Here is a 23,391-nt window from a genome sequence, read left to right on the forward strand (position 1 = left end):
CCCCACCGGCAGCAGGCCCCGTGGACAGCCGGTCCAGGGTCCGGGCTTCGCCGACGTCCGGCCCCACGAACAGTCGCCCCGGGGTTCGGGGCGCCGGCAGCCGGCCCGGCGGACAGCGGGTCTCGGGTCCGGGTCGCCGGCAGCCGGCCCGGGGTCCGGCCCAGCCGGTGACCGCACCCCTGCGAACAGCCGACGTCGTCCCGGCGGGCCGGCGGGACATGACCTAGCGTGGTCGTTATGCCCGATTCCCCCCATGGCAGCCACGGCCGCCCCCCGACCCGCGCGGAACGCTGGTCGGCGTTCCGGGAGTCACCCTTCCTGCCCGCCTCGGTCCTGCTGTTGATCATCGCTGCGGCCGCCGGTCTCTTCGCCGGTTCCTACACGTACGCCATGGCCGACCCGACCCCCCACAACATCCCCACGGCGGTGACCGGCTCCTACGGCGGGCCGGCCGCCCGGCGGTTCCTCGACGGCATGCAACAGGCCCTGGGCGCCTCGCTGAAGCTGCATCCGTACGGCAGCCGGGAGGACGCGGTGCGGGCGGTGGACGAGCAGAAGGAGTTCGCGGTGGTGGAGGCGTCCGCCGACGGCCGGTCGATCAGGCTGGACGTGTCGGGGGCCTCCGGGGCGACGGTCGCCCAGGTGCTCGGGGAGACCGCGGTGAAGGTGGGCAGGGCCACGGGCACCACGGTGACGGTCCATGACCTGAAGCCGTCGCAGCGGGGCGACCCGCGCGGACTGGCGATCTTCTACATCTCCCTGGCCGCCGTGATCATCGGCTTCGTCGGCTCGATCCAGCTGAGCGTGCACGCGCGGGCCCTGAATCCGCTGGAGCGGGTCGCCTTCACCGTGGCCTACGCGCTGCTCGGCGGGTTCGTGATCGCCGCGGTGGTGGACTGGCTGCTGGATGCGGTGAAGCTGCCGTTCCTGGAGTCCTGGGGGATCCTCGCCCTGACGATGTTCACCACGGGCATGGTGTTCACGATGTTCAACACCCTCGTCGGGCGCTGGGCGATGCTGCCTACCTGGGGACTGATGGTGCTGCTGGGCAACCCGTCGTCCGGCGGCGCCGTCTCCTGGCCGCTGCTGCCTTCCCCGCTCGGCGTGATCGGCCGCTGGCTGCCGCCCGGCGCGTCGGTGAATGCCCAGCACACCGCGGTGTACTTCAGGGGCCACCAGCACGCGTTCCCGTTCCTGGTGCTGACGGGCTGGGCGGTGGTCTCCTGCGCGGTCTTCCTGATCTGGCGGCACCGGCACCCGGGCGGACGGCCGGTCGGCCCGGCGCACGCGGCCTAGGGGATGTGCGGGGCCGACGGGGCCGGTGGGGCCGGTGGGGCCGCTTCGGTGTGCCGGTAGGAGGCGCCGTTCCCGAGGGCGATGGACCGCGCGGTGTTGGAGACGGCCTTGATGCCCAGGTAGGCGGTGGTCATACCGCTGACGGCGGTGAAGGCCGCCGTGAGGATGCCGACGATCACCGCCTTGTCGCCGTCGAGCCGCCACACGCCGAAGATCGCGACCGCGGCGATCGCCAGATTGCTGATGACGACCGCCAGCATCCCGTACCGGGCCCGGATCTTCTCCAGGTCGGCGTCCCCGATGGCTCCGGTTCCGTTCCTGCTCATGTCTCCCCCGCCCCCTGCGCACCACGTGCGCTCCGCCTGAACGTAGCGCCGGGCGGACGTGGTGCCAAGGTTGTTCGGCGCCGGCGCAGTCCCTCGACGGAAACGGCGAAAGCCCCTCCGACTGCGTCGGGAGGGGCTTTCGCGCTGGTGGCTGGGGCCGGGGTCGAACCGGCGACCTTCCGCTTTTCAGGCGGACGCTCGTACCAACTGAGCTACCCAGCCACGGTGTTTCACGTGAAACACCAGCGGTCCTGACGGGATTTGAACCCGCGGCCTCCACCTTGACAGGGTGGCGAGCACTCCAAACTGCTCCACAGGACCAAGCGTGTGTGCAACAGTGTCGCACACGGTAAAGCGTGCCCCCAACGGGATTCGAACCCGTGCTACCGCCTTGAAAGGGCGGCGTCCTAGGCCGCTAGACGATGAGGGCTATCGGCCCGCCTGGGCGCTTCTCAGCGCGTCGGGGACGTGAGAAGCATATGGGATGGCGAGGGGTATCGCCAAAACGGTTTACGGCGAGGTGGCGGAACCGGCCGGGGAGGGCGTGCGCGAGGCGCCGGCGCCCGGCCGGTTCTCGTCCGCCAGGTGGCGGCTGACCTCCGCCGTCGTCAGCCCCAGGCCCCCCAGTTTGATGGCGTCCCACGCCTGCAGTCTGCGGCTGGCCCGGTCGAAGTACAGGATCGAGGCCTCGATCGGCGCGGGATCGCCGTGCTCCACCGCACGCAGCCCGCTGCCGCCCGTGGAGCCCTCCATCCGCAGCCGGGTGCCGTACGGCAGCGTCTCCGTGCCCTCGTGGTGGAGGTGACCGCAGAGCACCAGCGGCACCTCGCCGTCCGTCTCCCGGGCGGCGGACGGTTCGTGCGCGACGGCCACGTCCGCCGGGGTGCCGGCCGCCCGCTGGTCGCGCAGGGCACTGGCCAGCCGGTCACCCGCCAGTCCCTCGGACGCGTCCCGGCCGATCACCGCCGAGCGGTCGGGGGTGAACTGCGGATCACCGATGCCCGCGAACCGCAGGCCCGCGACCGTCTCCGCCCGGCCGTCGTCCAGGACGTGGACGTTGCGCATGCGCGCCAGATACCGCTGGGTGGCCCGGGAGTCGTGGTTGCCGCGCACCCACACGTACGGCACGCCCAGCTCCCGGACCGGGTCCAGGAAGCCGTTCTCCGCCGCTGTGCCGTGGTCCATCGTGTCGCCGGAGTCGACGATCACGTCCACCTTGTACTGGTCCACCAGCGAGGCGATGATCTTCCAGCTCGCCGGATTGAGGTGGATGTCCGACACGTGCAGGACCCGGATGGTGGAGGGGTCGGGGCGGTAGGCGGGGAGCGTCGATGTGACGTCGTAGAGCTTCGTCACGTTCGTCACCAGCCGGGCCAGTTCCTTCTGGTAGACGTCGAACTCCGTGACGATGCTGCGCGCGTTGCCGACCACGGACGGCGCCGAGCTGAGCAGCCCGGAGAACCGCGGCTCCAGCACCGACTTCGGGTTCCAGGTGGCGTACGCCGACGCGCCCGACGCGGCCAGCAGGACCAGCGCGAGGCCGCCGGCGGCCAGGGCCGGGCGCGGGCGGCGGTAGACGGCGAGCCCGAGGGCCGTGGCCCCCGAGACCACCGCCACACAGGAGCGCACGGCCAGGTCGAGCGTGCCGTGCTCGACGTCCCGGGCCACCTCGTCCTGGAGCCCGGAGAGCCGCTCCGGGTGGTCGACCAGGGCCTGGGAGCGCAGTGGGTCCAGCTGGTCGACGTTGACGTCCAGGCGGACCGGTGCCACATGGCTGTCCAGGGTGAGCGCGCCCAGCGGCGACACGTTGATCTTCGTGCCGCCGGTGAGGGAGGGGCGCAGCGCCATGGTCGTGTCCATCGGGCCGACCGGGGCCCGGACGTTGCCGACGACCAGCAGGCCGAGCCAGGCGCCGAGCAGGACGACGGCGGTCAGCCCGAGGGCGCGCAGCCAGGGACGGGGCCGTGCGGCGGGGTCGAGGCAGGGGAGCGGGCGGGCGGTGCGGGTGCGGTTCGAGGTCCGGTTCGGCGTGGTGCGCAGGGCTGCGAGGGGGACGCGGGCCATTGGTCCCGTATGCCCAGGTGCCGAAGCGGATATGCGGCGGTCCGGAGCGTACGTACGGGCCGCGCGTACCGGACAATGACGGTGTGCTGGAGATGACGCGCGAGGAGTTCGAGGAACTGGTGGCCGAGGCGCTCGACCGGATCCCGCCGGAGCTGGCGCGGCTCATGGACAACGTGGCCGTGTTCGTGGAGGACGAGCCGCCCGCCGGTGACCCCGGGCTGCTCGGGCTGTACGAGGGCACTCCGCTGACCGACCGGGGCGAGTGGTACGCCGGTGTGCTGCCGGACCGGATCACCGTCTACCGCGGGCCCACGCTCAGGATGTGCGAGAGCCGCGAGGACGTCGTCGCGGAGACCGAGGTCACGGTGGTGCACGAGGTCGCCCACCACTTCGGCATCGACGACGCCCGGCTGCACGCCCTCGGTTACGGCTGAGCGGTGATGGGCGCGGGACGCGTGTCCTCTTGCGGGCGGCGGGAGTTGGGGAGGTTGACTTCTTCCCCGCCCCCGGAGGTGGCCGCCGTGCGCCCCTTGAACGTACCCGTCCGTCTCGCCGTCACGGTGCTGGCCGTCACCGCTGCCGCGGGCTGTATGAACGTGGGTGACGACGCGGGCCGGGCCCGACCCGCCCATTCCGCGGGACGGCACGGCGGTGACGCGCCCGGCGGCGGTCCGGTGGGCGGTGCGGGCGGCGTGGGCGGCCCGCACCGTGGGGAGCCGGCGGCGGACGGCAGGCACGGGCACGGCGGCAAGAAGAAGCCGGGCGGGTCACCGTCGGCGTCGGCCGGCCCGACCGGCGCGGGCAGCGCCTCCGCCGCCCCGGCGAAGCCGGGGAAGAGTGCCGGGCCCGGGGAACCGGCGCCGAGCAAGGTGCCGCCGACCCCTCCGGCCAGCACCGCGCCGCCCGAGCCGCCCGCCTCCACCCCGCCTCCGCCGGTCTCGGAGCCGCCGTCGGCGGAGCCGTCGTCCTCGGCGCACGAGGAGACGGGGCCGCAGCTGGTGCAGCGGGAGCCGGCGCCCGCGGCGGGCGTCGCGGCATGACCTGACCTGGTCTTATGCGCTCGGTTTGCCTTCAGGGGCAGTGGGTGCGTATGGTAGTAGATCGTTTGATCCCATTTGCCCGGCGCCATCAGAGAGCGCCGTGTGGCGCGTACTCTCCCCTTACCGTGGCGGACCGCATTGAGGCGGTCGTGAGCGAAACACGGAGTTGACGGGCGCGTGCCGAAGAGACTCCGGAAGGTTTCGCATTCGCATGTCCGTGTCCAGTACTGACCAGATCGTCGTGTCCGAGAACGAGAACGAGAACGAACTCGTAGACGTGACGACCGAGGTCACCGAGGCCCCCGAGGCCGCTGACACCCCCCAGACCACCTTTGCCGACCTCGGTCTCCCCGAGGGCATCGTGCGCAAGCTCGCACAGAACGGCGTCACCACCCCCTTCCCGATCCAGGCCGCGACCATTCCGGACGCCCTGACCGGCAAGGACATCCTGGGCCGGGGCCGCACCGGTTCCGGCAAGACCCTCTCCTTCGGTCTGCCGGCCCTGGCCACGCTGGCCGGCGGACGCACCCAGAAGCACAAGCCGCGTGCCGTCATCCTCACGCCCACCCGTGAGCTGGCCATGCAGGTGGCCGACGCCCTCCAGCCGTACGGCGACGTCCTCGGCCTGAAGATGAAGGTCGTCTGCGGCGGCACCTCGATGGGCAACCAGATCTACGCCCTGGAGCGCGGCGTCGACGTCCTCGTCGCCACCCCGGGCCGACTGCGCGACCTCATCAACCGCGGCGCCTGCTCCCTGGACGACGTGCAGATCACGGTCCTCGACGAGGCCGACCAGATGTCCGACCTGGGCTTCCTGCCCGAGGTCACCGAGCTGCTCGACCAGGTCCCGGCCAGCGGCCAGCGGATGCTCTTCTCCGCCACCATGGAGAACGAGATCAAGACCCTCGTCGACCGCTACCTGAACGAGCCCGTCCTGCACGAGGTGGACGCGGCCCAGGGCGCGGTGACGACCATGTCGCACCACATCCTCATCGTGAAGCCCAAGGACAAGGCGCCGGTCACCGCCGCGATCGCCTCCCGCAAGGGCCGCACGATCATCTTCGTCCGCACCCAGCTGGGCGCCGACCGCGTCGCCGAGCAGCTGCGCGAGTCCGGCGTGAAGGCCGACGCGCTGCACGGCGGCATGACCCAGGGCGCGCGTACCCGCGTCCTGGCCGACTTCAAGGACGGTTACGTCCACGTCCTGGTCGCCACGGACGTCGCCGCCCGCGGTATCCACGTCGACGGCATCGACCTGGTCCTGAACGTGGACCCGGCCGGTGACCACAAGGACTACCTGCACCGCGCCGGCCGCACCGCCCGCGCGGGCCGCACCGGCACGGTCGTCTCCCTGTCGCTGCCGCACCAGCGGCGCCAGATCTTCCGCCTCATGGAGGACGCCGGCGTCGACGCCGCGCGCCACATCATCCAGGGCGCCGGCACCTTCGAGCCGGAGGTCGCCGAGATCACCGGCGCCCGCTCCATGACCGAGGTGCAGGCCGAGTCCGCGGCCAACGCCGCCCAGCAGGCCGAGCGCGAGGTCGCCCAGCTCACCAAGGAGCTGGAGCGCGCCCAGCGCCGCGCGACCGAGCTGCGCGAGGAGGCCGACCGGCTGGTCGTCCGGGCCGCCCGCGAACGCGGCGAGGACCCGGAGACCGCGGTGGCCGAGGCACAGGCTGCGGCGGCGCAGGAGTCGGCCGTGGCCGCGGAGCCGGCGGAGCGGGAGACCGAGCGCGAGGAGCGCCCGGCCGCCGCGGCGCCGTACGAGCGCCGGGAGCGCCGCACCTTCGACCGTGACCGTGGCGAGCGGGGCGGCTTCGAGCGTCGTGACGACCGCCGTGACGACCGGGGTGGCCGTGGCTTCGAGCGTCGCGACGACCGCGGTGACCGCGGTGGGCGTGGTTTCGAGCGCCGTGACGACCGGGGTGGCCGTTCGTTCGAGCGTCGTGACGAGCGCCGTCCGGTCGACCGTGACCGTGGCGAGCGGGGCGGCTTCGAGCGCCGTGACGACCGTCCGGGCTTCCGCCGGGACGAGCGCACCGGACACCGGGGCAGCGACCGTCCGTTCAACCGCGACCGCCGCGACGACCGCCCGGGCTTCCGCGCCGGTGGCCACGAGCGCCCCAACGGCCGTCGTGACGACCACCGCGGCACCGGCTCCTTCGGGCGCCGCGAGGACAAGCCGCGCTGGAAGCGCAACGGCTGACGCTGAGTGAGCGAGGAAGGGCCCGTACGACTTCGGTCGTACGGGCCCTTCCGGCATCCCCGGGGTGCCCGCCGGTCCCCGGCCCGGCACTCTCACCACTCCCGGCATTCCGCACCGGCGAGGTCGTGCCCCGCACCCACCGACCGCCCTATGACGCATGTCACGACCTCGCGCAGGGAATTGCTGGGGGCATGACAGAAGACGCGAGGGTGGGCGACAGTGCGAGCGAACCGCGGAAGGGCTCCGGCGGCCCCGGCCCGTCCGAAGCCCCCGATCCGCCCGGCGTACCCGGCGTATCCGGCGCGCCCGGCGTACCCGACCCGCCCGGTCTGTCCGACGAGGAACGGCTGGCCCAGCTGGGTTACACCCAGGTCCTCGCCCGCCGGATGTCGGCGTTCTCGAACTACGCCGTCTCCTTCACGATCATCTCGGTCCTCTCCGGCTGCCTGACCCTCTACCTCTTCGGCATGACCACCGGCGGCCCCGCCGTGATCACCTGGGGCTGGGTGGTGGTCGGCCTGATGACGCTGTCCGTGGGCCTGGCGATGGCCGAGATCTGCTCGGCGTACCCGACCTCGGCGGGCCTGTACTTCTGGGCCCACCGCCTGGCGCCCCCGCGCTCGGCGGCGGCCTGGGCGTGGTTCACCGGCTGGTTCAACGTGCTGGGCCAGGTGGCGGTGACCGCGGGCGTCGACTTCGGCGCGGCTTCCTTCCTGGGCGCCTACCTGAACCTCCAGTTCGGCTTCCGGGTGACCCCGGTCCGCACGGTGGTGCTGTTCGCCGCGATCCTCGTCCTGCACGGTCTGCTGAACACCTTCGGCGTCCGGATCGTCGCGTTCCTGAACAGTGTGAGCGTGTGGTGGCACGTACTCGGGGTGGCGCTGATCGTCACCGCGCTCGCGTTCGTCCCCGACCACCACCGGTCGACGGCGTTCGTCTTCACCGAGTTCGTCAACCGGACGGGCTGGAGCAGCGGCCCGTACGTGGTGCTGCTGGGTCTGCTGATGGCCCAGTACACCTTCACCGGGTACGACGCCTCCGCCCACATGACCGAGGAGACCCACGACGCGGCCACGGCCGGCCCCCGGGGTATCGTCCGCTCGATCTGGACCTCCTGGATCGCCGGGTTCGTCCTCCTCCTGGGCTTCACCTACGCCATCCAGTCGTACGACGCCGAACTGGCCTCCCCCACGGGCGCCCCGCCCGCCCAGATCCTCCTGGACGCCCTCGGTGCCACGGCCGGCAAACTCCTGCTGCTGGTCGTCATCGGCGCCCAGCTCTTCTGCGGCATGGCGTCCGTCACCGCCAACAGCCGCATGATCTACGCCTTCTCGCGGGACGGCGCGCTGCCCTTCTCCCGCGTGTGGCACACGGTCAGCCCGCGCACCCGCACCCCCGTGGCGGCGGTCTGGCTGGCCGCGCTCGGCGCCCTGGCCCTCGGCCTGCCCTACCTCATCAACACGACCGCGTACGCCGCGGTGACCTCGATCGCGGTCATCGGGCTGTACATCGCGTACGTCATCCCGACCTTCCTCCGCGTCCGCAAGGGCACCGCCTTCACCCCCGGCCCCTGGCACCTGGGCAGCTGGTCACGCCCCGTCGGGGTCGTCGCGGTGAGCTGGGTGGTGGCGATCACGGTCCTCTTCATGCTCCCCCAGGTCTCCCCGGTCACCTGGAAGACCTTCAACTACGCCCCCGTCGCCGTCCTGGCCGTCCTCGGCTTCGCCGCCGCCTGGTGGCTGGCCTCGGCCCGCCACTGGTTCCTGATGCCCGCCTCCACCCCGGCACCCACGCCCATCCCGGCAGAAAAGTAACGATCCCCCGCACTCCCGCCCCTCCGACATGGCCGTGTCCCCGATACCCGATCGGAGACACGGTCTCCTCCCGCTATGCTCGGACAGGCAACATCGCCTGGGCCCTTAGCTCAATTGGCAGAGCAGTGGACTTTTAATCCATTGGTTGTGGGTTCGAGTCCCACAGGGCCTACGGCCGCAGGGGAGGGGTTACCCCCTCCGACCTGCTACGCGGCGCCCGAGCCGGCTTCGGCCGGCTCGGGCGCTGTGGCCTTTTCGGGGCCGTGCGTGAGCGGGTACCCCAGGGGCGAACCAGATGATGCCTCGGAGCTCGCCGATCGGCGGTCGATGTGGCTTGCGGCGACTCCTTCGGTTGATCGTCAGCGGAGGATCTCCCGGGGCAGCGGGGCCTCCGGGTCGTCCGGACGAGCCACGCGCCATTGAGCGCCGTCGAGCGTGACGGTGGGCATGTCGTCGTCCCGCTGAGGCGATGCCGGGGTGAGCCGGACGCTCATCAACCTCTTCGGCGCAGGGACGGGCAGGCTGAGGGCCGAAGCCCAATCAACATGCTGGCGAATAGAGCCATTCAGGACGAGCACGCCCTGACGCGCTAGCCTGAGTCTTGCCTCACGCACTCGCCTGGGACCGTCAGTCGACCTGGTTACAGCGGAAAGATCCGCTTGGCTGATCGGGGTGAGCTGGGCCTGCAGGAGCAGCTCTTCGACACGAGCTTGTCCCAGAGGCTGCGAATGGATCGCGACCAGCGTGTCGCGGGACAGGTGGCGCAACGCGTGATCGGGCAGCGGAAGGTCGTAGTGAATCCAGTTGATCGCACGTCGCCCCTCCGCGTTCAGCCCGCGTTTTCCATCGCGGTTGGCTCCCGAGCGCACCAGGTTGGGTTCCACCCGTAGCAAGCCCAGACTCCAGCGACCGCGAACGTCATCGGCGCTCATGACTAGGCACAAATGGCCCTGCACCTCGGGCGGGAACATCCATTCGTGTCTGCCTAGCGTGAACCTCAGGTCAACCTCGTGTCCTGCCACCGTGAAGTCCATGGTCGATCCAATGTGCAGCCCCAACTCGCGCTGGACTCTTTGGTGCACGGTGGTGCCAAAGACGATCCTCTCGGTCCTCTGGAGATGGGACCAGAGATAGCGACCAGTGTGCACTGGGTCGAGCAGATGCTGGCCTGCGCTGTCGATTGCGGACCCTACTCGGCTGCCATCGGGATCCAATCGCATCATCTCCACGAGCACCTCTTCCAGTGCGGTGTCCTGCCGTGGTTTCCGCTCAGAAGGCAAGACATCCGGGTTCGACGCGTCTTCGTCGCTCGCACGGGGGGCGTAGGGCAGTGCGGACCGGTCGACGGGATCGGTATGGGTCGTGGGCCACTCCAGCCGACTGCCGACGATGGCACGGTCCTGGGAGCCCGTTGAGCTTGCTGAGTTCGTGGTGCTGGCGTCGAGCGGTAGATCTGCCTTCGCCGGGTGACTTCTTGCGGCGGTTGCAGCTCGCGGAGTCTCGGTTCGGTCGGCCTTGATGTCGGTGCTACGGGCCGGCAGGGCATGTGGGCCGCCACTGAAGGTGCCGAGCATCAGTAGTGTGGTCAGCAACGTCCGTGATCGAGCGGCATCCCTCTCGGCATCGGTAGCAGTCTGGAGCGCCACTGCGAGTTGGGCCCGGACGTCGATCAATTCACGCTGGACCCGAATTAGCTCGGGCATCAGTTCGCCGTTCCCCTGTGCCGGTGCACGCTGTGACTCCGTCGGCTTCGCGTCCATCGACCAAGCCTGCTGCAACAAGGAGACTGCCTGTTCCCTGTGCACGTTCGCCTTCCGCTCATCGGGGACGCAGACGCCGATGACCTCCTCCACGAGGCGGCGTTCACTCTTCAGCCCGATGCCACGCATCTTGCGGTGGAACGTAGACCGGGCGGGCAACTGTTTTTCCGGGTAACCACTATTTTTCAGCAGTTCGTGCACGTCTTCGACGGACAGTCGCGCTTGGACGCGCAGCTCCCGGATGAGTAGCACCAGCGCGTCTAGAGGCTCAGAACCCGTCGCTGGAGCTGCGGGTGGCCGCCCGCGACCTCTGGATGTGGGCGCCATACTCCATCTTTCTCTCGGCAAGATGATTATTTTCTCAGATAAAAAAGAGAGAAGCTAGTGCGACAGGCATCAGGAAGGAAGGCTGATCACTACAGCTCGGACCGAGAGGAATCCGCCCATGCGCCGTCCCACCCCACTCCGCCGTTCCCCCACCCCGGACCTCGTTGCGTTCGTCATGGTGCTCGCAACCGGGGTCACGCTGGTGGCCTTGGGGTTGTCGCCAGAGTCCCTCGCTGCCGTGGCCATTGCTCTGGCGGGGTTGTACTCGGCTTGGCGCACGGGCCGGCCGCCAGCCGCTTCGCCCACTGAGGCGGAAGTGCGGCAGGAGGAGCTCCGATCGTTTGAGAGGGGTGCAGAGGGGAGGACGTCACCTCTCGGTGGTGAGGCCCCTGCACGGGACGACATCACGTAGGTGGTGCCGGCCCGCATCAGTTCGCTGCTATGCGTGGAGCGACCAGGTTGACACGGCGACCACCTAACGGGGGGCTGGGCACTACTTTCCAGTGCGGCGGCTGCGGGGGACCAGTGCAGCCGCCTTCTCCGCTATTTCACGGTCCAACTCGGGGAGCAGGCCCGTGTCCGTGTCCGAGGTCAGCGTGATGGTGGAGTGCCGGAGCGTCTCCTCACGGTGTGGATGCCGCCGCCTCCGTGCGTGGCCAGCGCTTCCCATCGGTGTCCTGCTGGCGGCCCCGACGTTTCGCTGACGGTTGGAAGTGCGCGCATTCACCGACCGCCCTGTCCCGAGGGAGGCACTGGAGCGCGTTCTGTCCGCTGCGGCCTGGGCGCCGTCCGGATCGGACATCCAGCCGTGGCACGCGTACGTGGTGGCCGGCGAGCTCCCGGCATCGGGTGACTCAGGGGACCGGCCGGAGTACGAGATGTACCCGCCCACACTGAAACCGCCCTACCGTGGGCGGCGTTCAGCGCGGCATGGGGCCGCCCAATGGTCCGACGTCGGCACGTATCTGCAGACCATCATGCTGCTGCGCGCCGAAGGGCTGCACAGCTGTCTGTCCGCAGATGGCCTGGGCGAAGTTCCGCAGGACCGTCACGGAGGTCCTGTCAGCCCCGGACGAGCGCTTGTCCTCCTCTGCGGCATGTCGATCGGGTTCGGGGACATCGCCGCAGGTGACGCCCGTATGAGCCGGGCATCGCTCGACGAGACGGTCCCGTTCGTCGACGGCCTGTGTCGCCGCTTCTCCTCAGGCGATCGGGACGCCGTTTCTTGCCCCATCCACGTAACCATTCGTATGCCATATTCCGCACATAACCCACGAAAGGCATGCCATGAAGATCGCAGTCATCGGCGGTACCGGACTGATCGGGTCACAGGTCGTCAAGAACCTGACCGCCGCCGGGCACGAGGCCGTACCGCACTCGAAGTCCACCGGTGCCGACGTCATCAGCGGCCAGGGGCTGGACGAGGCGGTGGCGGGCGCCGCCGTCGTCGTCAACCTGACGAACTCCCCGACCTTCGACGAGGCCTCCCCGGCCTTCTTCCAGACCTCGATGGACAACCTTCTGGCCTCGGCCCGCAAGGGTGGCGCCGGCCACTTCGTCATTCTCTCGATCGTCGGCACGGACCAGGTGCCGGAGCTGGACTACTACCGGGCCAAGGCGCTCCAGGAGAGCCTCCTCGCCGCAGGGTCGATCCCCTACTCGATCGTCCGGGCGACGCAGTTCATGGAGTTCATGGACGCCGTCCTGTCCTGGACCACCGACGGCGACACCGTCCGGCTGCCCGCCACGCCGATCCAGCCGATCGCTTCCAAGGACGTGGCCGCCGCGGTGGCGGAGGTAGCCGCGGGCGCCCCGCTGAACGGCATCCGCAACATTGCCGGCCCTGACATCTTCACCCTGGACGAGCTGGGCCGGATCACCCTGTCCCACAAGGGCGACCACCGTACCGTCGTCACCGACCCCACCGCCGGTATGTTCGCCGTCGTCAAGGGCGACGTCCTCACCGACAAGGACGCCCACCTCGCCGCCACCCGCTACGCCGACTGGCTCTCCTGACACCGCCGCCTCCTGCGTGTCTCGTCTCAGCGCGGCAGTCATTTCGTCGCGCTCGCCGGACGGCGGCTTGAGCCGGAGGGGGATCCGGCCGCGGCCCCCGATCCCCGGTCAGGTGGAGAGGCTCGCGCTCTCCGGGCTACGGTCCGCTGCTCGCGCGCCGGCTGCCCCGCCGTTCACCCCCGTCACCCCGCTCGGCCCGGTCAGTTCCGGCAGTTCGGCCAGGGGCAGGGTGTGCTGGGTGTGGAGGACCTTCGCGCGGAGGTAGCGGACGTTGTGGTCCGTGGGGAAGACGCCGGTCGGCACCCGGTCCCGTACGGCCACGCCCAGGGCGCGCAACTGTCCGGCCTTGTCGGGGTTGTTGGACAGCAGGTCGAGCTCGCCGACGCCGAGGGCGGTGAGCATCTGCGCGGCGGCCGTGTAGTCCCGGGCGTCCTCGGGGAGACCGAGGGCGGTGTTCGCCTCGTAGGTGTCGAGGCCCCGGTCCTGGAGGGCGTAGGCGTCGAGCTTGTTGGAGAGGCCGATGCCGCGGCCCTCCTGGCGGAGGTAGAGCAGGATGCCGCCGCGGCTGGCGATGCGCTCGACCGCCTCGCGCAGCTGGGCGCCGCAGTCGCAGCGGGCCGAGCCGAAGACGTCGCCGGTGAGGCACTCGGAGTGCAGGCGCACCAGCGGGACCGGGCCGGGGTCGCCGAGGACGACGGCGATGTGCTCCTGGCCGTCGGCGAGACCGTGGAAGGTGACGAGTTCGGCGTCCGCGCCGTAGCCGTCGGCGAAGCGCAGCGGTACCCGGACGCGGGCTCGCGGGGTGGCGGCGGGGATGTCGGGCATGCGTGGGGTCTCCGGGAGGTGCTTCATGTCTGCCATCTGCTTCAGATTTGAAGCAGATCCGGTTCCGGACCCTATCCGATGTCCTGGAGTTCTGCTTCAGAGTTCAAGGAGTGGCGCGTGACGCGTCAGCCGGAGCAGGGCGATGACCGTCGGCGCCACGGCACGTCCTCCGCCGCGGCGCCGCCACCGCCGTCCTCCCCCTGGAGGCCGCGCGCGATCCCCGCGCAGATCTCCTCGAGCTGCCCCACCTGCTCGGGGGTCAGCCGGTCGAACAGTGTGGTGCGCACCGTCTCGACGTGCCCCGGCGCCGTACGCTCCAGTACGGCCGCCCCCTCGTCCGTCAGCACCGCGAGCGAGCTGCGCCGGTCCTGGCCGCAGGTCTCCCGGCGCACCAGGCCGTCCCGTTCCAGCCGGGTCACCCCGTAGGTCAGCCTGCTCCGCGTGATCTTCAGCGTCTCGGCGAGATCGGTCATGCGCAGCCGCCGGCCGGGGGCCTCGGAGAGGTTGGCCAGCACGGAGTAGAACAGATGGGGCATGCCCCCCTCCTGCTGGAGCTGCCGGTCGATCGCGTCCTCCAGCAGCCGGGACGCGGCGAGGTAGGCGCGCCAGGCGCGCTGCTCCTGCGGAGTGAGCCAGCGGGTCGTCATGCCACCAGTGTAGATTTGTTCCAAATTTTAACCAAGACTTCGGCCGGTCCACCGGGCCGCCGCGAGGGAGTACGCCGATGCCCCTGCCGTACGTACTGCTGTCCGCCGCCGTCTCCCTCGACGGCTACCTGGACGACACCGGCCCCGAGCGGCTCCTGCTGTCCGGCCCGGCCGACTTCGACCGGGTCGACGCGGTACGGGCCTCCGTCGACGCCATCCTGATCGGCGCCGGCACGATCCGCGCCGACAACCCCCGTCTGCTGGTCAACTCCGCCGAGCGGCGCGCGGCCCGGGTCGCGGCGGGCCGGCCGGCGTACCCGCTGAAGGTGACCGTCACCGCCTCCGGCGACCTCGACCCGGGCGCCCATTTCTGGCACACCGGCGGCGACAAGCTCGTCTGCACCACCGACGCGGGCGCCGGCCGGGCCGCGCGTCTCCTCGGCGGCACCGCCGACGTCGTGCCGCTCGGTCCCGTCCTGGACTGGCGGGTCCTGCTGGAGCATCTGCACGACGTGCGGGGCGTCGAGCGACTGATGGTCGAGGGCGGCGGCCAGGTCCACACCCAGCTGCTCCAGCAGGACCTCGCCGACGAACTCCAGCTGGTCCTCGCCCCGCGCCTCGTCGGCGACCCCGCGGCCCCGCGCCTGTTCGGTCCCGGCGCCTACCAGGGCGGACGCCTGCGCCTGACCGAGACCCGCCGCATCGAGGACGTCGTCCTCATGCGCTACGAGCCCACGGCCCCCGGCGCCGGCCCGGTCCCCAATCCGGCCGACCGCCACTGGCTGCGCACCGCCTGCGAACTCGCCGCCCTGTGCCCGCCCTCCCGGACGGCGTTCAGTGTCGGCGCGGTCGTGGTCGCCGCGGACGGTACGGAGCTGGCCCGCGGCCACTCCCGCGAGGGCGCCGACCCGATGGTCCACGCGGAGGAGGCGGCCCTCGCGAAGACCGACCCGGCCGATCCGCGCCTGCCCGGCGCCACGGTCTACAGCAGCCTGGAACCCTGCGCCCGCCGCGCCTCCCGGCCCGCCCCCTGCGCCGAGCTGATCCTGCGGTCCGGGGTGCGCAGGGTGGTCACGGCGTGGCGGGAGCCCGACACGTTCGTCGCGGCGGCCGACGGCTCGGGTGTGCTGACCGGCGCGGGCGCCCGGGTAGTCGTACTGCCGGAGCTGGAGTCCCTCGCCAAGGCGCCGAACGGGCACCTGCTCGCCGGATAGCACTCAGGGCCGGAATCCAATGGATTCCGGCCCTGAGTTTCCGTAGCGGGGACAGGATTTGAACCTGCGACCTCTGGGTTATGAGCCCAGCGAGCTACCGAGCTGCTCCACCCCGCGTCGTTGTGTCTCTACTGTACGCCATCCACGGGGTGCGACGCACATCGGTTCCGCGGCCCCCGGTGATAGTGACGGACCGTGACCGGGCGGGCGCTGTGCGATAGCGGCCGAGTCACCATCAAAGCCGCGAGTGACTCCTGTACGTCGGCCAACTCGCCCTCATTGCAGACGCCATGACCGGTAAATCCCCAGGTTTGAACGGTAATGATCTAGACGAACGGCTTGGAAAGTGACTGGCGGGTCTATTAACGTTCGATAACGCAGCGCGGTCGTCCCAGCCGTCACCAGCGACGGCTCCGCGCGCACGCGCCGAATCCCGCAAGGGAACCGGGGAACCACCACCCTGGGGTGAATCTCGCGAACGCCGACGTGGAGCTCACACGGTCCACGACCGGTATACGCGCGTAGGAGACCTTCCCGCTCCGAACCCGTCAGCTAACCCGGTAGGCGGCGGAAGGAAAGGAGCGCGCCCGCGTGGCGTCCAACCGGCCTGCCCCCGAGACCCCGTTCGTGCCGGCTCAGCGCGAGACCGAGACCTTCGGCTACGACGCCTACCGAGCCGGCGAGGGCCCCTGGGAGGAGTGGAACCCCACCGAGGACTCCGTCGCCCCGGTCCGCGGCCGGCACCGGGTCGCCAAGCAGCGCGGCGGCTTCGCCCGCAGCTCCACCGTCCTCGGTGTCGGCGTGATGGCCGCGGTCGGAGCGGGCGGCATGGCCAGCGCCAACACCGGTAAGCCGCCGGTCTCCATCTCCCTGCCGGACCTGCCCTCCGTCGGCTCCTTCTTCGGCGACACCGCCACCGAGGCCCCGCAGACCGCCACGACCGCGCTCAGCAGCGTCGGCGCGGCCTCCGCCGACGACCAGCAGGGCGCCGGCGCGGGCGAGGCCCTGCGCAGCCGGATCATGGCCCAGGCCGAGCAGCAGCAGGGGCAGGCCGACAACAAGGCCACGGCCGTCGCCCTCGCCGCCGCCGAGAAGCAGAGCGCGGACGCCGCCGCCCAGGCCGAGAAGGAGGCCGCCGCGAAGGCGGCCGAGGCCAAGGGCGCGGCGGAGGCCGCCGCCGCGAAGGAGGCGGACCAGAAGGCCGCGAAGGCGGCCGAGGAGGAGCGGCAGGCCGAGCTGGCGAAGCTGGCCGGTCAGTACACGCTGCCCACCTCCTCGTACACGATCACCTCGACGTTCGGCCAGGCCGGCTCGATGTGGTCCTCCGGCCACCACACCGGCCTGGACTTCGCCGCCCCCACCGGCACCCTCATCAAGGCCATCCACGGCGGCACGATCACCGAGGCGGGCTGGGCCGGCTCCTACGGCTACCGCACGATCCTCACCCTCGACGACGGCACCGAGCTGTGGTTCTGCCACCAGTCCTCGATCAACGTCACGGCCGGCCAGAAGGTCACCACCGGCGAGGTCATCGGCCGGGTGGGCGCCACCGGCAACGTCACCGGCCCGCACCTGCACCTGGAGGTCCACCCCGGCGGCCAGGCCGCCGCCATCGACCCGATGGCGTGGCTGCGGGGCAAGGGCCTCACCCCCTGACGGTTTTGCGGGAACTTGGTGCCGGCGGCGGATTGTGATCATCGCCGCCAGCGTTGTAGTGACGTATGACCTCACTGACATCACCACGCACACTCGGCTCCTCCGACCTCCGGGTCTTCCCGCTCGCCCTCGGCGGCAACGTCTTCGGCTGGACCGCCGACGAGCAGGCGTCCTTCGCCGTCCTGGACGCCTACACGGCCGCGGGCGGCAACTTCATCGACACCGCCGACTCCTACTCCGCCTGGATCGAGGGCAACCAGGGCGGCGAGTCGGAGACGATCATCGGCAAGTGGGTCAAGGCCCGCGGCAACCGCGACGACGTCGTCATCGCCACCAAGGTCAGCCAGCACCCCGAGTACCGGGGCCTGGCCGCGGCGAACATCAAGGCCGCCGCCGACGCCTCGCTGCGCCGCCTGGACACCGACCGCATCGACCTCTACTACACCCACTTCGACCAGCCCGAGGTGCCGGTGGAGGAGATCATCGGCGCACTGGACGAGCTGGTGAAGGCCGGCAAGGTCCGGCACATCGCCGCCTCCAACATCAGCTCCGAGCGCCTCCGGGCCTCCCTCGACCACTCCGACCGCGAGGGACTGGCCCGCTACGTCGCCCTCCAGCCCCACTACAACCTGGTCTCCCGCGACACGTACGAGGGCCCGCTCCAGGACCTCGCCGCCCGCGAGAACCTGGCCGCCGTCCCCTACTTCTCCCTCGCGTCGGGCTTCCTCACCGGCAAGTACCGCCCCGGTACGACCGTCGACAGCGCCCGCGCCGGTACGGCCCGGAAGTACGCGGACTCCGAGGGCGGCCGGCGGGTCCTGGCGGCCCTGGACGACATCGCCGCCGCCCACGAGGTCCCGGTCGCCACGGTCGCCCTGGCCTGGCTGGCCGCCCAGCCGACCGTCACGGCCCCGATCGCCTCGGCACGCACGGTGGAGCAGCTCCCGGCGCTACTGGGCGTGGCGGACCTGACGCTCACGGACGACGAGCTGGCCACCCTGACCACGGCCTCCGCGTAACCGCCCGTCCCGCCCCGGCCGATCTCCCCCAGCCGTCCCGTGCGTCTACGTCCGGTACGGGTTGCAGGCCGGGTAGGCGCCCGCCGGGGCGCCGTGCCCGTACGGCACGGGGCCCGCGTGCACCGGGCGGGCCGGCGTGGCGGCCCGTGCCGCGTACTCCAGTGCCGGGCGTGCCCCTTCCCTGCGCCGCCACAGCTCGTCCAGCAGCTCCCGCTCCCGTACGGCGAAGTCGGCCCCGGCCCGCCCGCGCCGCCCCCGGTGCCGCAGGAACGCCAGCGAGGTCGCGTACGCCTCGTAGCGCGCCACCTCCCGCGCCGCCGGCCGGCCGAGGTGGTGCCGGGCGTAGTCCCGGGCCATCCGCCGGGCCCGCATCGAACCGAGCGCGAACGGCTCGCCCGGACCCAGCCATCCGGCCAGTACGTACACGGGGAGCTCCGCGCGCACCGTCCGCAGCTCCCGCTGCCGGGTCCAGATCGCGAGCCAGGTCAGCAGCGCGAACGCGGGCAGCATGAAGGCGGCGTAGACGGCGAAGAACCCGTACCGGCCGAACGTGGAGGAGCCGTTCCAGAAGGCGTGCATGCTCATCGCGAGCAGCAGTCCGCAGACCGGCAGCAGGACCCGCCGCACGCGCTGCCGCTCGCCGGAGCGAGCGGCGACGCCGAAACCGATGCCGGTCAGGACCGTGAACAGGGGGTGCGCGAACGGCGACATCACGATGCGCACGAAGAAGGTCGCGGCGGTGACGGAGGCGATGCCGTGGCCACCGGTGAGCTGGTCGGTCCCGAAGGCCGTGCCGAGGTAGAGGATGTTCTCGGTGAACGCGAAGCCGGTGGCGGTGATCCCCGCTATCACCACACCGTCCACGAGCCCGGTGAAATGGCGTCTGCGGAAGAGGAAGACCAGCAGGACGGCCGCGGCCTTCGCGGACTCCTCGACGATCGGCGCTATCACGGTGGCGCCGAGGGTGTCCGCGCCGGCCGGGTCCGCGGTCGAGGTGGCGATCCACCGGGTGGCGAAGCTGTTGGCGACGATGGCTATCAGCGCCGCCGCGCACGCTCCCCAGGCGAAGGCGAAGACCAGGTTCCGCCAGGGCCCCGGCTCCACCCGGTCCAGCCACCGGAACGCGGCCAGCAGCCAGGGCACGGGCAGCACGGCCAGCCCGAGCCCCACGACGAAGCCCTCCGTGCCGGTCTGGCGCCGCACGAGCGCCAGGATGACCAGCCCCGACAGCGCCAGCAGCGTGCTCAGCGCCCCGTACCGCACCCACCTGCGCTGCCACCAGTGCGGATGGCGGAGCACACCGTCGCCGGGGCGCGGGGGATACGTCGGGAACGGGGGACTGGTGGCCACGGCATCGACCCTAACGGTGGCGGGACGAGGGGCAGGAGCGGATTACCGGTCCGGGCGCGGGGCCGGACTCATCGCTCCCGGTGCGGTACGCGCCGGAACAGCAGGTCGTTCACCACATGACCCTTGTCCAGGCCCTGTCCCTCGAAACGGGTCAGCGGCCGGAACTCGGGGCGCGGGGCGAAACCGCCCTCTGCCCGCGTGTTCTCGAAGTCGGGGTGCGCGCCGAGCACCTCGAGCATCTGTTCGGCGTACGGCTCCCAGTCGGTCGCGCAGTGCACGATCGCGCCGGGCTTCAGCCGGGCCGCGGCCAGGGTGAGGAACTCGGGCTGGATGAGGCGCCGCTTGTGGTGCCGCTTCTTGGGCCAGGGATCGGGGAAGTAGACGCGCAGCCCGTCCAGCGCGTCGGGGCGCAGCATCTCCCGGAGCAGGATGATCGCGTCGCCGTTGCCCACCCGGACGTTGGACAGCCGGTCGCGCTCCGCCAGATTGAGCAGGTTGCCCTGCCCCGGGGTGTGCACGTCCACGGCCAGGATGTTGGTGCCCGGGTCGGCCGCGGCCATCCGCGCGGTCGCCTCGCCCATCCCGAACCCGATCTCCAGGACCACGGGGCGGTCGTTCCCGAACAGCTCGCCGAGGTCGATCACCCGCTGCCCGTCGATGTCCAGCCCCCATGTGGGCCACAGCCGCTGGAGGGCGTCGGCCTGCCCGGCCGTCACCCGGCTGCGCCGCGGCTGGAAGCTCCGGATCCGCCGTTCGAAATGGGAGCCGGCGGGGTCGGCCCTGGGCCCGTCCGGGAACCGCGGCTCGCCCCGGGTGCGGGTGTGCCGGACGGACACACCGGGATCGTGCGGTGCCGAGGGCGGGGCATCGGGGGTGTTCAGGGAGTCAGACACAGTACGACCGATTTTACGGCGCCCCACGAGGCCGCCCTCCTACGCGAGCAGGCCCAGCGCCCGGCGTCCGACCTCCCTGCCGATGGGCAGGGACGCGGTGGCCGCGGGGGACGGCGCGTTGAGCACGTGCACGGTCCGCGGCCCCTCCTCGATGAGGAAGTCGTCCACCAGCGTCCCGTCCCGCAGCACCGCCTGGGCCCGCACCCCGGCGGGGGCCCGCACCAGATCGCCGGCCTCCACGCCGGGCAGCAGTCTTCGCACGGCCTGAAGGAACGCTCTCCTGGACACCGACCGCCGCAGCTCGCCCGCCCCGTACCGCCAGTGCCGCCGGGCGATCGCCCACGACCCCGGCCACGCGAGCGTCCCGGCCAGCTCCCGGGGCCGTACGACTCCCCAGCCGTACCCCTCGCGGGCCAGCGCCGGGACCGCGTTCGGCCCGATGTGCACACTCCCGTCGATCCCGCGCGTCAGATGCACACCGAGGAACGGGAACGCCGGATCCGGCACCGGATACACCAGTCCCCGCACCAGCTCCGGCCGCGCCAGCTCGTAGTACTCCCCGCGGAACGGCACGATCCGCACCCCGGGCTCGTCCCCGGTGAGGCGGGCCACCTCGTCGCAGTGCAGCCCGGCGCAGTTCACCAGCACGCGCGCGCGGACGACGTCCCCGGCCGCGGTGAGCACGGCCACGCCGCGCTCCGGCCGGCGGTCCACCCGCACGACCCTCGCGCCGTACCGGACCCGCGCCCCGGACGCCCGCGCCAGCTCGCGCGCGACGCCCACGAAGTCGCACACCCCGGTCGTCCCCACGTGTATGGCGGCGAGACCGCGCACCTCCGGCTCGTACTCGCTGATCTGCGCGGCTCCCAGCTCGCGCACCGGGATGCCGTTCTCGCGGCCCCGCTGCACCAGCGCGTGCAGCCGCGGCAGCTCCTCGCGCTCGGTCGCGACGATCAGCTTGCCGGTGACGGCGTGCGCGATGCCGTACTCGGCGCAGAACTTCACCATCTCGGCGGCACCCCGCACCGCGTACCGCGCCTTCAGGGAGCCGGGGCGGTAGTAGATCCCGCTGTGGATGACGCCGCTGTTGCGCCCCGTCTGGTGCCGCGCCGGGCCGGGCTCCTTCTCCAGCACCGTCACGCGCGTACCCGGTGCGGTGCGCGTGATCGCGTACGCCGTCGACAGCCCGACGATCCCGCCACCGATCACGAGCACATCGCAGTCGTACGCCCCGGCCCGCACCTGCACCACCTCCGCCTTCGATAGTGCACTGCGCCACTGACAGTGGCTTCAAACGCCGGCCGGTTGCCGGCGTCCCGGGGCGTCACCGGCAGCGGACGCCGCGGTGCCGCTACGCCGGCGTGACCAGCAGCGGCCGGGCCCGCTCCCGCAGCTCCACCACCCGCGGCTCGTCCCCGTACGGCTCCAGGCGGTGCAGCAGGTCCTTCACGTACTCGGTGGTGCGGGCGGAGGAGATCCGTCCGGCCACCTCCACGGCCCGCACCCCCTGCTCGCAGGCGGCGTCGAGATTGCCCGACTCCAGTTCGGCCACCGCCGAGACGACGAGCCGCAGCCCGTGCGAGCGCACGAACTCCTCCGTCGGCTTCGACAGCGCCTGCTCGGTGAACCGCCGCACCTGCCGCGGCGCCTTCAGGTCGCGGTAGCACTCGGCGGCGTCGGCGGCGAACCGGTCGTATCCGTAGAAGCCGAGCCAGGAGGGGTCGTTGTCGCCCTCCCTGGACCGCTCCAGCCACCCCTCGGCGGCCTTCAGCGCCGCGCCCGCCGCCTGCGCGTCCCCCGCGCGCGCGTGGGCCCGCGCCTCGATCAGCCGGAAGAAGCTCATGGTGCGGGCGGTCGCCAGCCCCCGGTTGCGCTCCAGGGCCGCCTGCGCGAGATCCACGCCCTCGTCGCCGAAACCCCGGTAGGTGGCCTGCAGCGACATGGAGGCGAGGACGTATCCGCCCAGGGGGACGTCGGCCGCCGCGCGCGCGAGGCGCAGCGCCTGGATGTAGTACCGCTGGGCGGCCTCCTGCTGGCCGGTGTCGAAGGCCATCCAGCCGGCGAGCCGGGTGAGTTCGGCGGAGGCGCCGAACAGGGCGCGGCCGACCTCGTCGGAGTAGGAGCCGAGCAGCAGCGGCGCCGCCTCCACCCGCAGGCACTCCGGCACCATGGACGAACGCCAGTCGCCGCCTCCGTATTTGGAGTCCCAGCGCCTGGCGTCCTCCGCGGCTTCCCGCAGCTTCTGCACATCGCTGTGGCCGACTTTGATCGGTGCGCCCGATTCCTCGGCGGAAGCCGTCTCGCGCGCGACCGAGCTGTCGGCGGGGGTTATCAGCCATCGTGAGGCGGGCGTCGCGTACGCGCTGACCGCGAACGACCCGGCGAGCGACTGCCAGATGCCGCCGGCGCCGGACCGGCGGCCGGCGAGGTCGAGGCGGTACAGCTCCGTCGCCGACTTCACCGCCTGTCCCACGTCCCTGGGGAAGGCGAGGCCCACCTCGGGCGCGGGGTCCGCGTCCGCCAGGCCTATCTCGTGCAGCGGCACCGGGCGGCCGAGTTTCTGCCCGATCGCGGCGGCGATGAGGTGGGGTGCCGCGCCCTGCGGCACCATGCCCTTCGACACCCAGCGCGCCACCGACGTCTTGTCGTAGCGAAGCGTCAACCCGCGCTGGGCGCCGAGGTCGTTGACGCGCCGCGCGAGTCCTGCGTTGCTGATTCCCGCGAGGGCGAGAACGGCGCCGAGTTTTTCGTTCGGCCCGCGTTGCTCCCTGGACATGCGCCACCCCTCGACACAGACGGCTGCCGCGATGGCATAACCGCGCGGCATTCGTAAACCCAGCGTAGTTCGCCGCATCCCAAGCGTTAAGGGGCATTCTTCCGGATGGCGGGATTGTGGTCCGTACGGCAGTACGGTCCTGTACGCACCGTGCACGGCCCG

The 23,391-nt window shown here is 71.5% G+C and carries 18 protein-coding genes, 5 tRNA genes, 2 pseudogenes and 1 riboswitch; of the genes and pseudogenes, 11 read left to right on the forward strand and 14 right to left on the reverse strand.

Going from position 1 to position 23,391, the window contains the following annotated elements; all coding sequences use genetic code 11:
• Positions 1-237 precede the first annotated feature (237 nt).
• Positions 238-1,296: an ABC transporter permease gene (locus ACGFT1_RS11210; protein ID WP_373908717.1), complete on the forward strand. Its 1,059-nt coding sequence runs from the start codon at positions 238-240 to the stop codon at positions 1,294-1,296.
• Here the strand turns inward: ACGFT1_RS11210 and ACGFT1_RS11215 are convergent.
• The 5 genes from ACGFT1_RS11215 to ACGFT1_RS11235 form a co-directional block, all read right to left on the reverse strand.
• A complete protein-coding gene (locus ACGFT1_RS11215; protein ID WP_373908718.1) occupies positions 1,293-1,622 on the reverse strand; it encodes a hypothetical protein in 330 nt (109 codons plus the stop codon). The two genes, ACGFT1_RS11210 and ACGFT1_RS11215, sit on opposite strands and share 4 nt — an antisense overlap.
• Before the next feature lie 145 nt (positions 1,623-1,767).
• Positions 1,768-1,844: transfer RNA gene (locus ACGFT1_RS11220), tRNA-Phe, on the reverse strand.
• Positions 1,845-1,868: 24 nt separating this feature from the next.
• Positions 1,869-1,943: transfer RNA gene (locus ACGFT1_RS11225), tRNA-Asp, on the reverse strand.
• A 36-nt stretch (positions 1,944-1,979) separates the two neighbouring features.
• Positions 1,980-2,052 (reverse strand) — tRNA-Glu (locus ACGFT1_RS11230).
• Positions 2,053-2,132: 80 nt separating this feature from the next.
• A complete protein-coding gene (locus tag ACGFT1_RS11235; RefSeq protein ID WP_373908719.1) occupies positions 2,133-3,686 on the reverse strand; it encodes a metallophosphoesterase in 1,554 nt (517 codons plus the stop codon).
• 83 nt (positions 3,687-3,769) lie between these two features.
• Between ACGFT1_RS11235 and ACGFT1_RS11240 the strand changes: the two genes are divergently transcribed.
• The 5 genes from ACGFT1_RS11240 (at position 3,770) to ACGFT1_RS11260 (ending at position 8,918) form a co-directional block, all read left to right on the forward strand.
• Positions 3,770-4,120 (forward strand): metallopeptidase family protein, encoded by a 351-nt coding sequence (locus ACGFT1_RS11240; protein ID WP_373908720.1) that lies wholly within the window; start codon positions 3,770-3,772, stop codon positions 4,118-4,120.
• A gap of 87 nt (positions 4,121-4,207) precedes the next feature.
• Positions 4,208-4,726: a hypothetical protein gene (locus tag ACGFT1_RS11245; RefSeq protein ID WP_373908721.1), complete on the forward strand. Its 519-nt coding sequence runs from the start codon at positions 4,208-4,210 to the stop codon at positions 4,724-4,726.
• 211 nt (positions 4,727-4,937) lie between these two features.
• Entirely contained in the window at positions 4,938-6,932 is a 1,995-nt protein-coding gene (locus ACGFT1_RS11250) for a DEAD/DEAH box helicase (protein ID WP_373908722.1), read from the forward strand.
• Between the two features lie 191 nt (positions 6,933-7,123).
• Positions 7,124-8,746, forward strand: a complete 1,623-nt coding sequence (locus ACGFT1_RS11255; protein ID WP_373908723.1) for an amino acid permease — start codon at positions 7,124-7,126, stop codon at positions 8,744-8,746.
• Between the two features lie 99 nt (positions 8,747-8,845).
• Positions 8,846-8,918: transfer RNA gene (locus tag ACGFT1_RS11260), tRNA-Lys, on the forward strand.
• A gap of 187 nt (positions 8,919-9,105) precedes the next feature.
• On the opposite strand, the gene ACGFT1_RS11265 is transcribed toward ACGFT1_RS11260, so the two are convergent.
• Entirely contained in the window at positions 9,106-10,707 is a 1,602-nt protein-coding gene (locus tag ACGFT1_RS11265) for a NaeI family type II restriction endonuclease (RefSeq protein WP_373908724.1), read from the reverse strand.
• A gap of 619 nt (positions 10,708-11,326) precedes the next feature.
• Positions 11,327-11,496, reverse strand: a pseudogene (locus ACGFT1_RS11270) (site-specific integrase); the annotation flags it as partial.
• A 44-nt stretch (positions 11,497-11,540) separates the two neighbouring features.
• Between ACGFT1_RS11270 and ACGFT1_RS11275 the strand changes: the two are divergent.
• Positions 11,541-12,017 (forward strand): annotated as a pseudogene (locus ACGFT1_RS11275) (nitroreductase); the annotation flags it as partial.
• A gap of 103 nt (positions 12,018-12,120) precedes the next feature.
• Positions 12,121-12,849, forward strand: coding sequence for an SDR family oxidoreductase (locus ACGFT1_RS11280; RefSeq protein WP_373908725.1), 729 nt, complete (start codon positions 12,121-12,123; stop codon positions 12,847-12,849).
• Between the two features lie 108 nt (positions 12,850-12,957).
• Here the strand turns inward: ACGFT1_RS11280 and ribA are convergent, their stop codons facing one another.
• Complete coding sequence (gene ribA / locus ACGFT1_RS11285; protein ID WP_373908767.1) at positions 12,958-13,674, reverse strand: GTP cyclohydrolase II; 717 nt, start codon at positions 13,672-13,674, stop codon at positions 12,958-12,960.
• 125 nt (positions 13,675-13,799) lie between these two features.
• Entirely contained in the window at positions 13,800-14,321 is a 522-nt protein-coding gene (locus tag ACGFT1_RS11290) for a MarR family winged helix-turn-helix transcriptional regulator (protein ID WP_373908726.1), read from the reverse strand.
• A 77-nt stretch (positions 14,322-14,398) separates the two neighbouring features.
• Here ACGFT1_RS11290 and ACGFT1_RS11295 point away from each other — a divergent pair, with 77 nt between their 5' ends.
• A complete protein-coding gene (locus tag ACGFT1_RS11295) occupies positions 14,399-15,535 on the forward strand; it encodes a dihydrofolate reductase family protein (protein ID WP_373908727.1) in 1,137 nt (378 codons plus the stop codon).
• A gap of 43 nt (positions 15,536-15,578) precedes the next feature.
• Here ACGFT1_RS11295 and ACGFT1_RS11300 read toward each other — a convergent pair.
• Positions 15,579-15,652, reverse strand: a tRNA-Met gene (locus ACGFT1_RS11300).
• A gap of 297 nt (positions 15,653-15,949) precedes the next feature.
• Positions 15,950-16,117: riboswitch (cyclic di-AMP (ydaO/yuaA leader) on the forward strand.
• A gap of 9 nt (positions 16,118-16,126) precedes the next feature.
• On the opposite strand from ACGFT1_RS11300, the gene ACGFT1_RS11305 reads away from it, so the two are divergent.
• Both ACGFT1_RS11305 and ACGFT1_RS11310 read left to right on the forward strand, forming a co-directional pair.
• Entirely contained in the window at positions 16,127-17,191 is a 1,065-nt protein-coding gene (locus ACGFT1_RS11305) for a M23 family metallopeptidase (protein ID WP_373908728.1), read from the forward strand.
• 74 nt (positions 17,192-17,265) lie between these two features.
• Complete coding sequence (locus ACGFT1_RS11310; protein WP_373908768.1) at positions 17,266-18,210, forward strand: aldo/keto reductase; 945 nt, start codon at positions 17,266-17,268, stop codon at positions 18,208-18,210.
• A 45-nt stretch (positions 18,211-18,255) separates the two neighbouring features.
• Here ACGFT1_RS11310 and ACGFT1_RS11315 read toward each other — a convergent pair whose 3' ends face one another.
• The 4 genes from ACGFT1_RS11315 to ACGFT1_RS11330 form a co-directional block, all read right to left on the reverse strand.
• The gene (locus ACGFT1_RS11315) at positions 18,256-19,560 is read right to left on the reverse strand and encodes a PrsW family intramembrane metalloprotease (protein ID WP_373908729.1); all 1,305 of its coding nucleotides are present in this window, start codon (positions 19,558-19,560) and stop codon (positions 18,256-18,258) included.
• A gap of 68 nt (positions 19,561-19,628) precedes the next feature.
• Entirely contained in the window at positions 19,629-20,453 is an 825-nt protein-coding gene (gene trmB / locus ACGFT1_RS11320) for a tRNA (guanosine(46)-N7)-methyltransferase TrmB (protein ID WP_373908730.1), read from the reverse strand.
• A 39-nt stretch (positions 20,454-20,492) separates the two neighbouring features.
• Positions 20,493-21,704, reverse strand: a complete 1,212-nt coding sequence (lhgO, locus tag ACGFT1_RS11325; RefSeq protein ID WP_373908731.1) for an L-2-hydroxyglutarate oxidase — start codon at positions 21,702-21,704, stop codon at positions 20,493-20,495.
• A 100-nt stretch (positions 21,705-21,804) separates the two neighbouring features.
• Positions 21,805-23,229 (reverse strand): MFS transporter, encoded by a 1,425-nt coding sequence (locus tag ACGFT1_RS11330; RefSeq protein WP_356819349.1) that lies wholly within the window; start codon positions 23,227-23,229, stop codon positions 21,805-21,807.
• Between the last annotated feature and the right edge of the window lie 162 nt (positions 23,230-23,391).

The organism is Streptomyces sp. Y20 (assembly GCF_043195475.1).
In the GTDB taxonomy this organism is placed as follows: domain Bacteria; phylum Actinomycetota; class Actinomycetes; order Streptomycetales; family Streptomycetaceae; genus Streptomyces.

Coding starts and splice junctions, on each gene's coding strand:
- ACGFT1_RS11210 (WP_373908717.1), top strand. CDS start 238: ATGCCCGATTCCCCCCATGGCAGCCACGGCCGCCCCCCGACCCGCGCG.
- ACGFT1_RS11215 (WP_373908718.1), bottom strand. CDS start 1,622: ATGAGCAGGAACGGAACCGGAGCCATCGGGGACGCCGACCTGGAGAAG.
- ACGFT1_RS11235 (WP_373908719.1), bottom strand. CDS start 3,686: ATGGCCCGCGTCCCCCTCGCAGCCCTGCGCACCACGCCGAACCGGACC.
- ACGFT1_RS11250 (WP_373908722.1), top strand. CDS start 4,938: ATGTCCGTGTCCAGTACTGACCAGATCGTCGTGTCCGAGAACGAGAAC.
- ACGFT1_RS11255 (WP_373908723.1), top strand. CDS start 7,124: ATGACAGAAGACGCGAGGGTGGGCGACAGTGCGAGCGAACCGCGGAAG.
- ACGFT1_RS11280 (WP_373908725.1), top strand. CDS start 12,121: ATGAAGATCGCAGTCATCGGCGGTACCGGACTGATCGGGTCACAGGTC.
- ribA (WP_373908767.1), bottom strand. CDS start 13,674: ATGCCCGACATCCCCGCCGCCACCCCGCGAGCCCGCGTCCGGGTACCG.
- ACGFT1_RS11290 (WP_373908726.1), bottom strand. CDS start 14,321: ATGACGACCCGCTGGCTCACTCCGCAGGAGCAGCGCGCCTGGCGCGCC.
- ACGFT1_RS11295 (WP_373908727.1), top strand. CDS start 14,399: ATGCCCCTGCCGTACGTACTGCTGTCCGCCGCCGTCTCCCTCGACGGC.
- ACGFT1_RS11330 (WP_356819349.1), bottom strand. CDS start 23,229: ATGTCCAGGGAGCAACGCGGGCCGAACGAAAAACTCGGCGCCGTTCTC.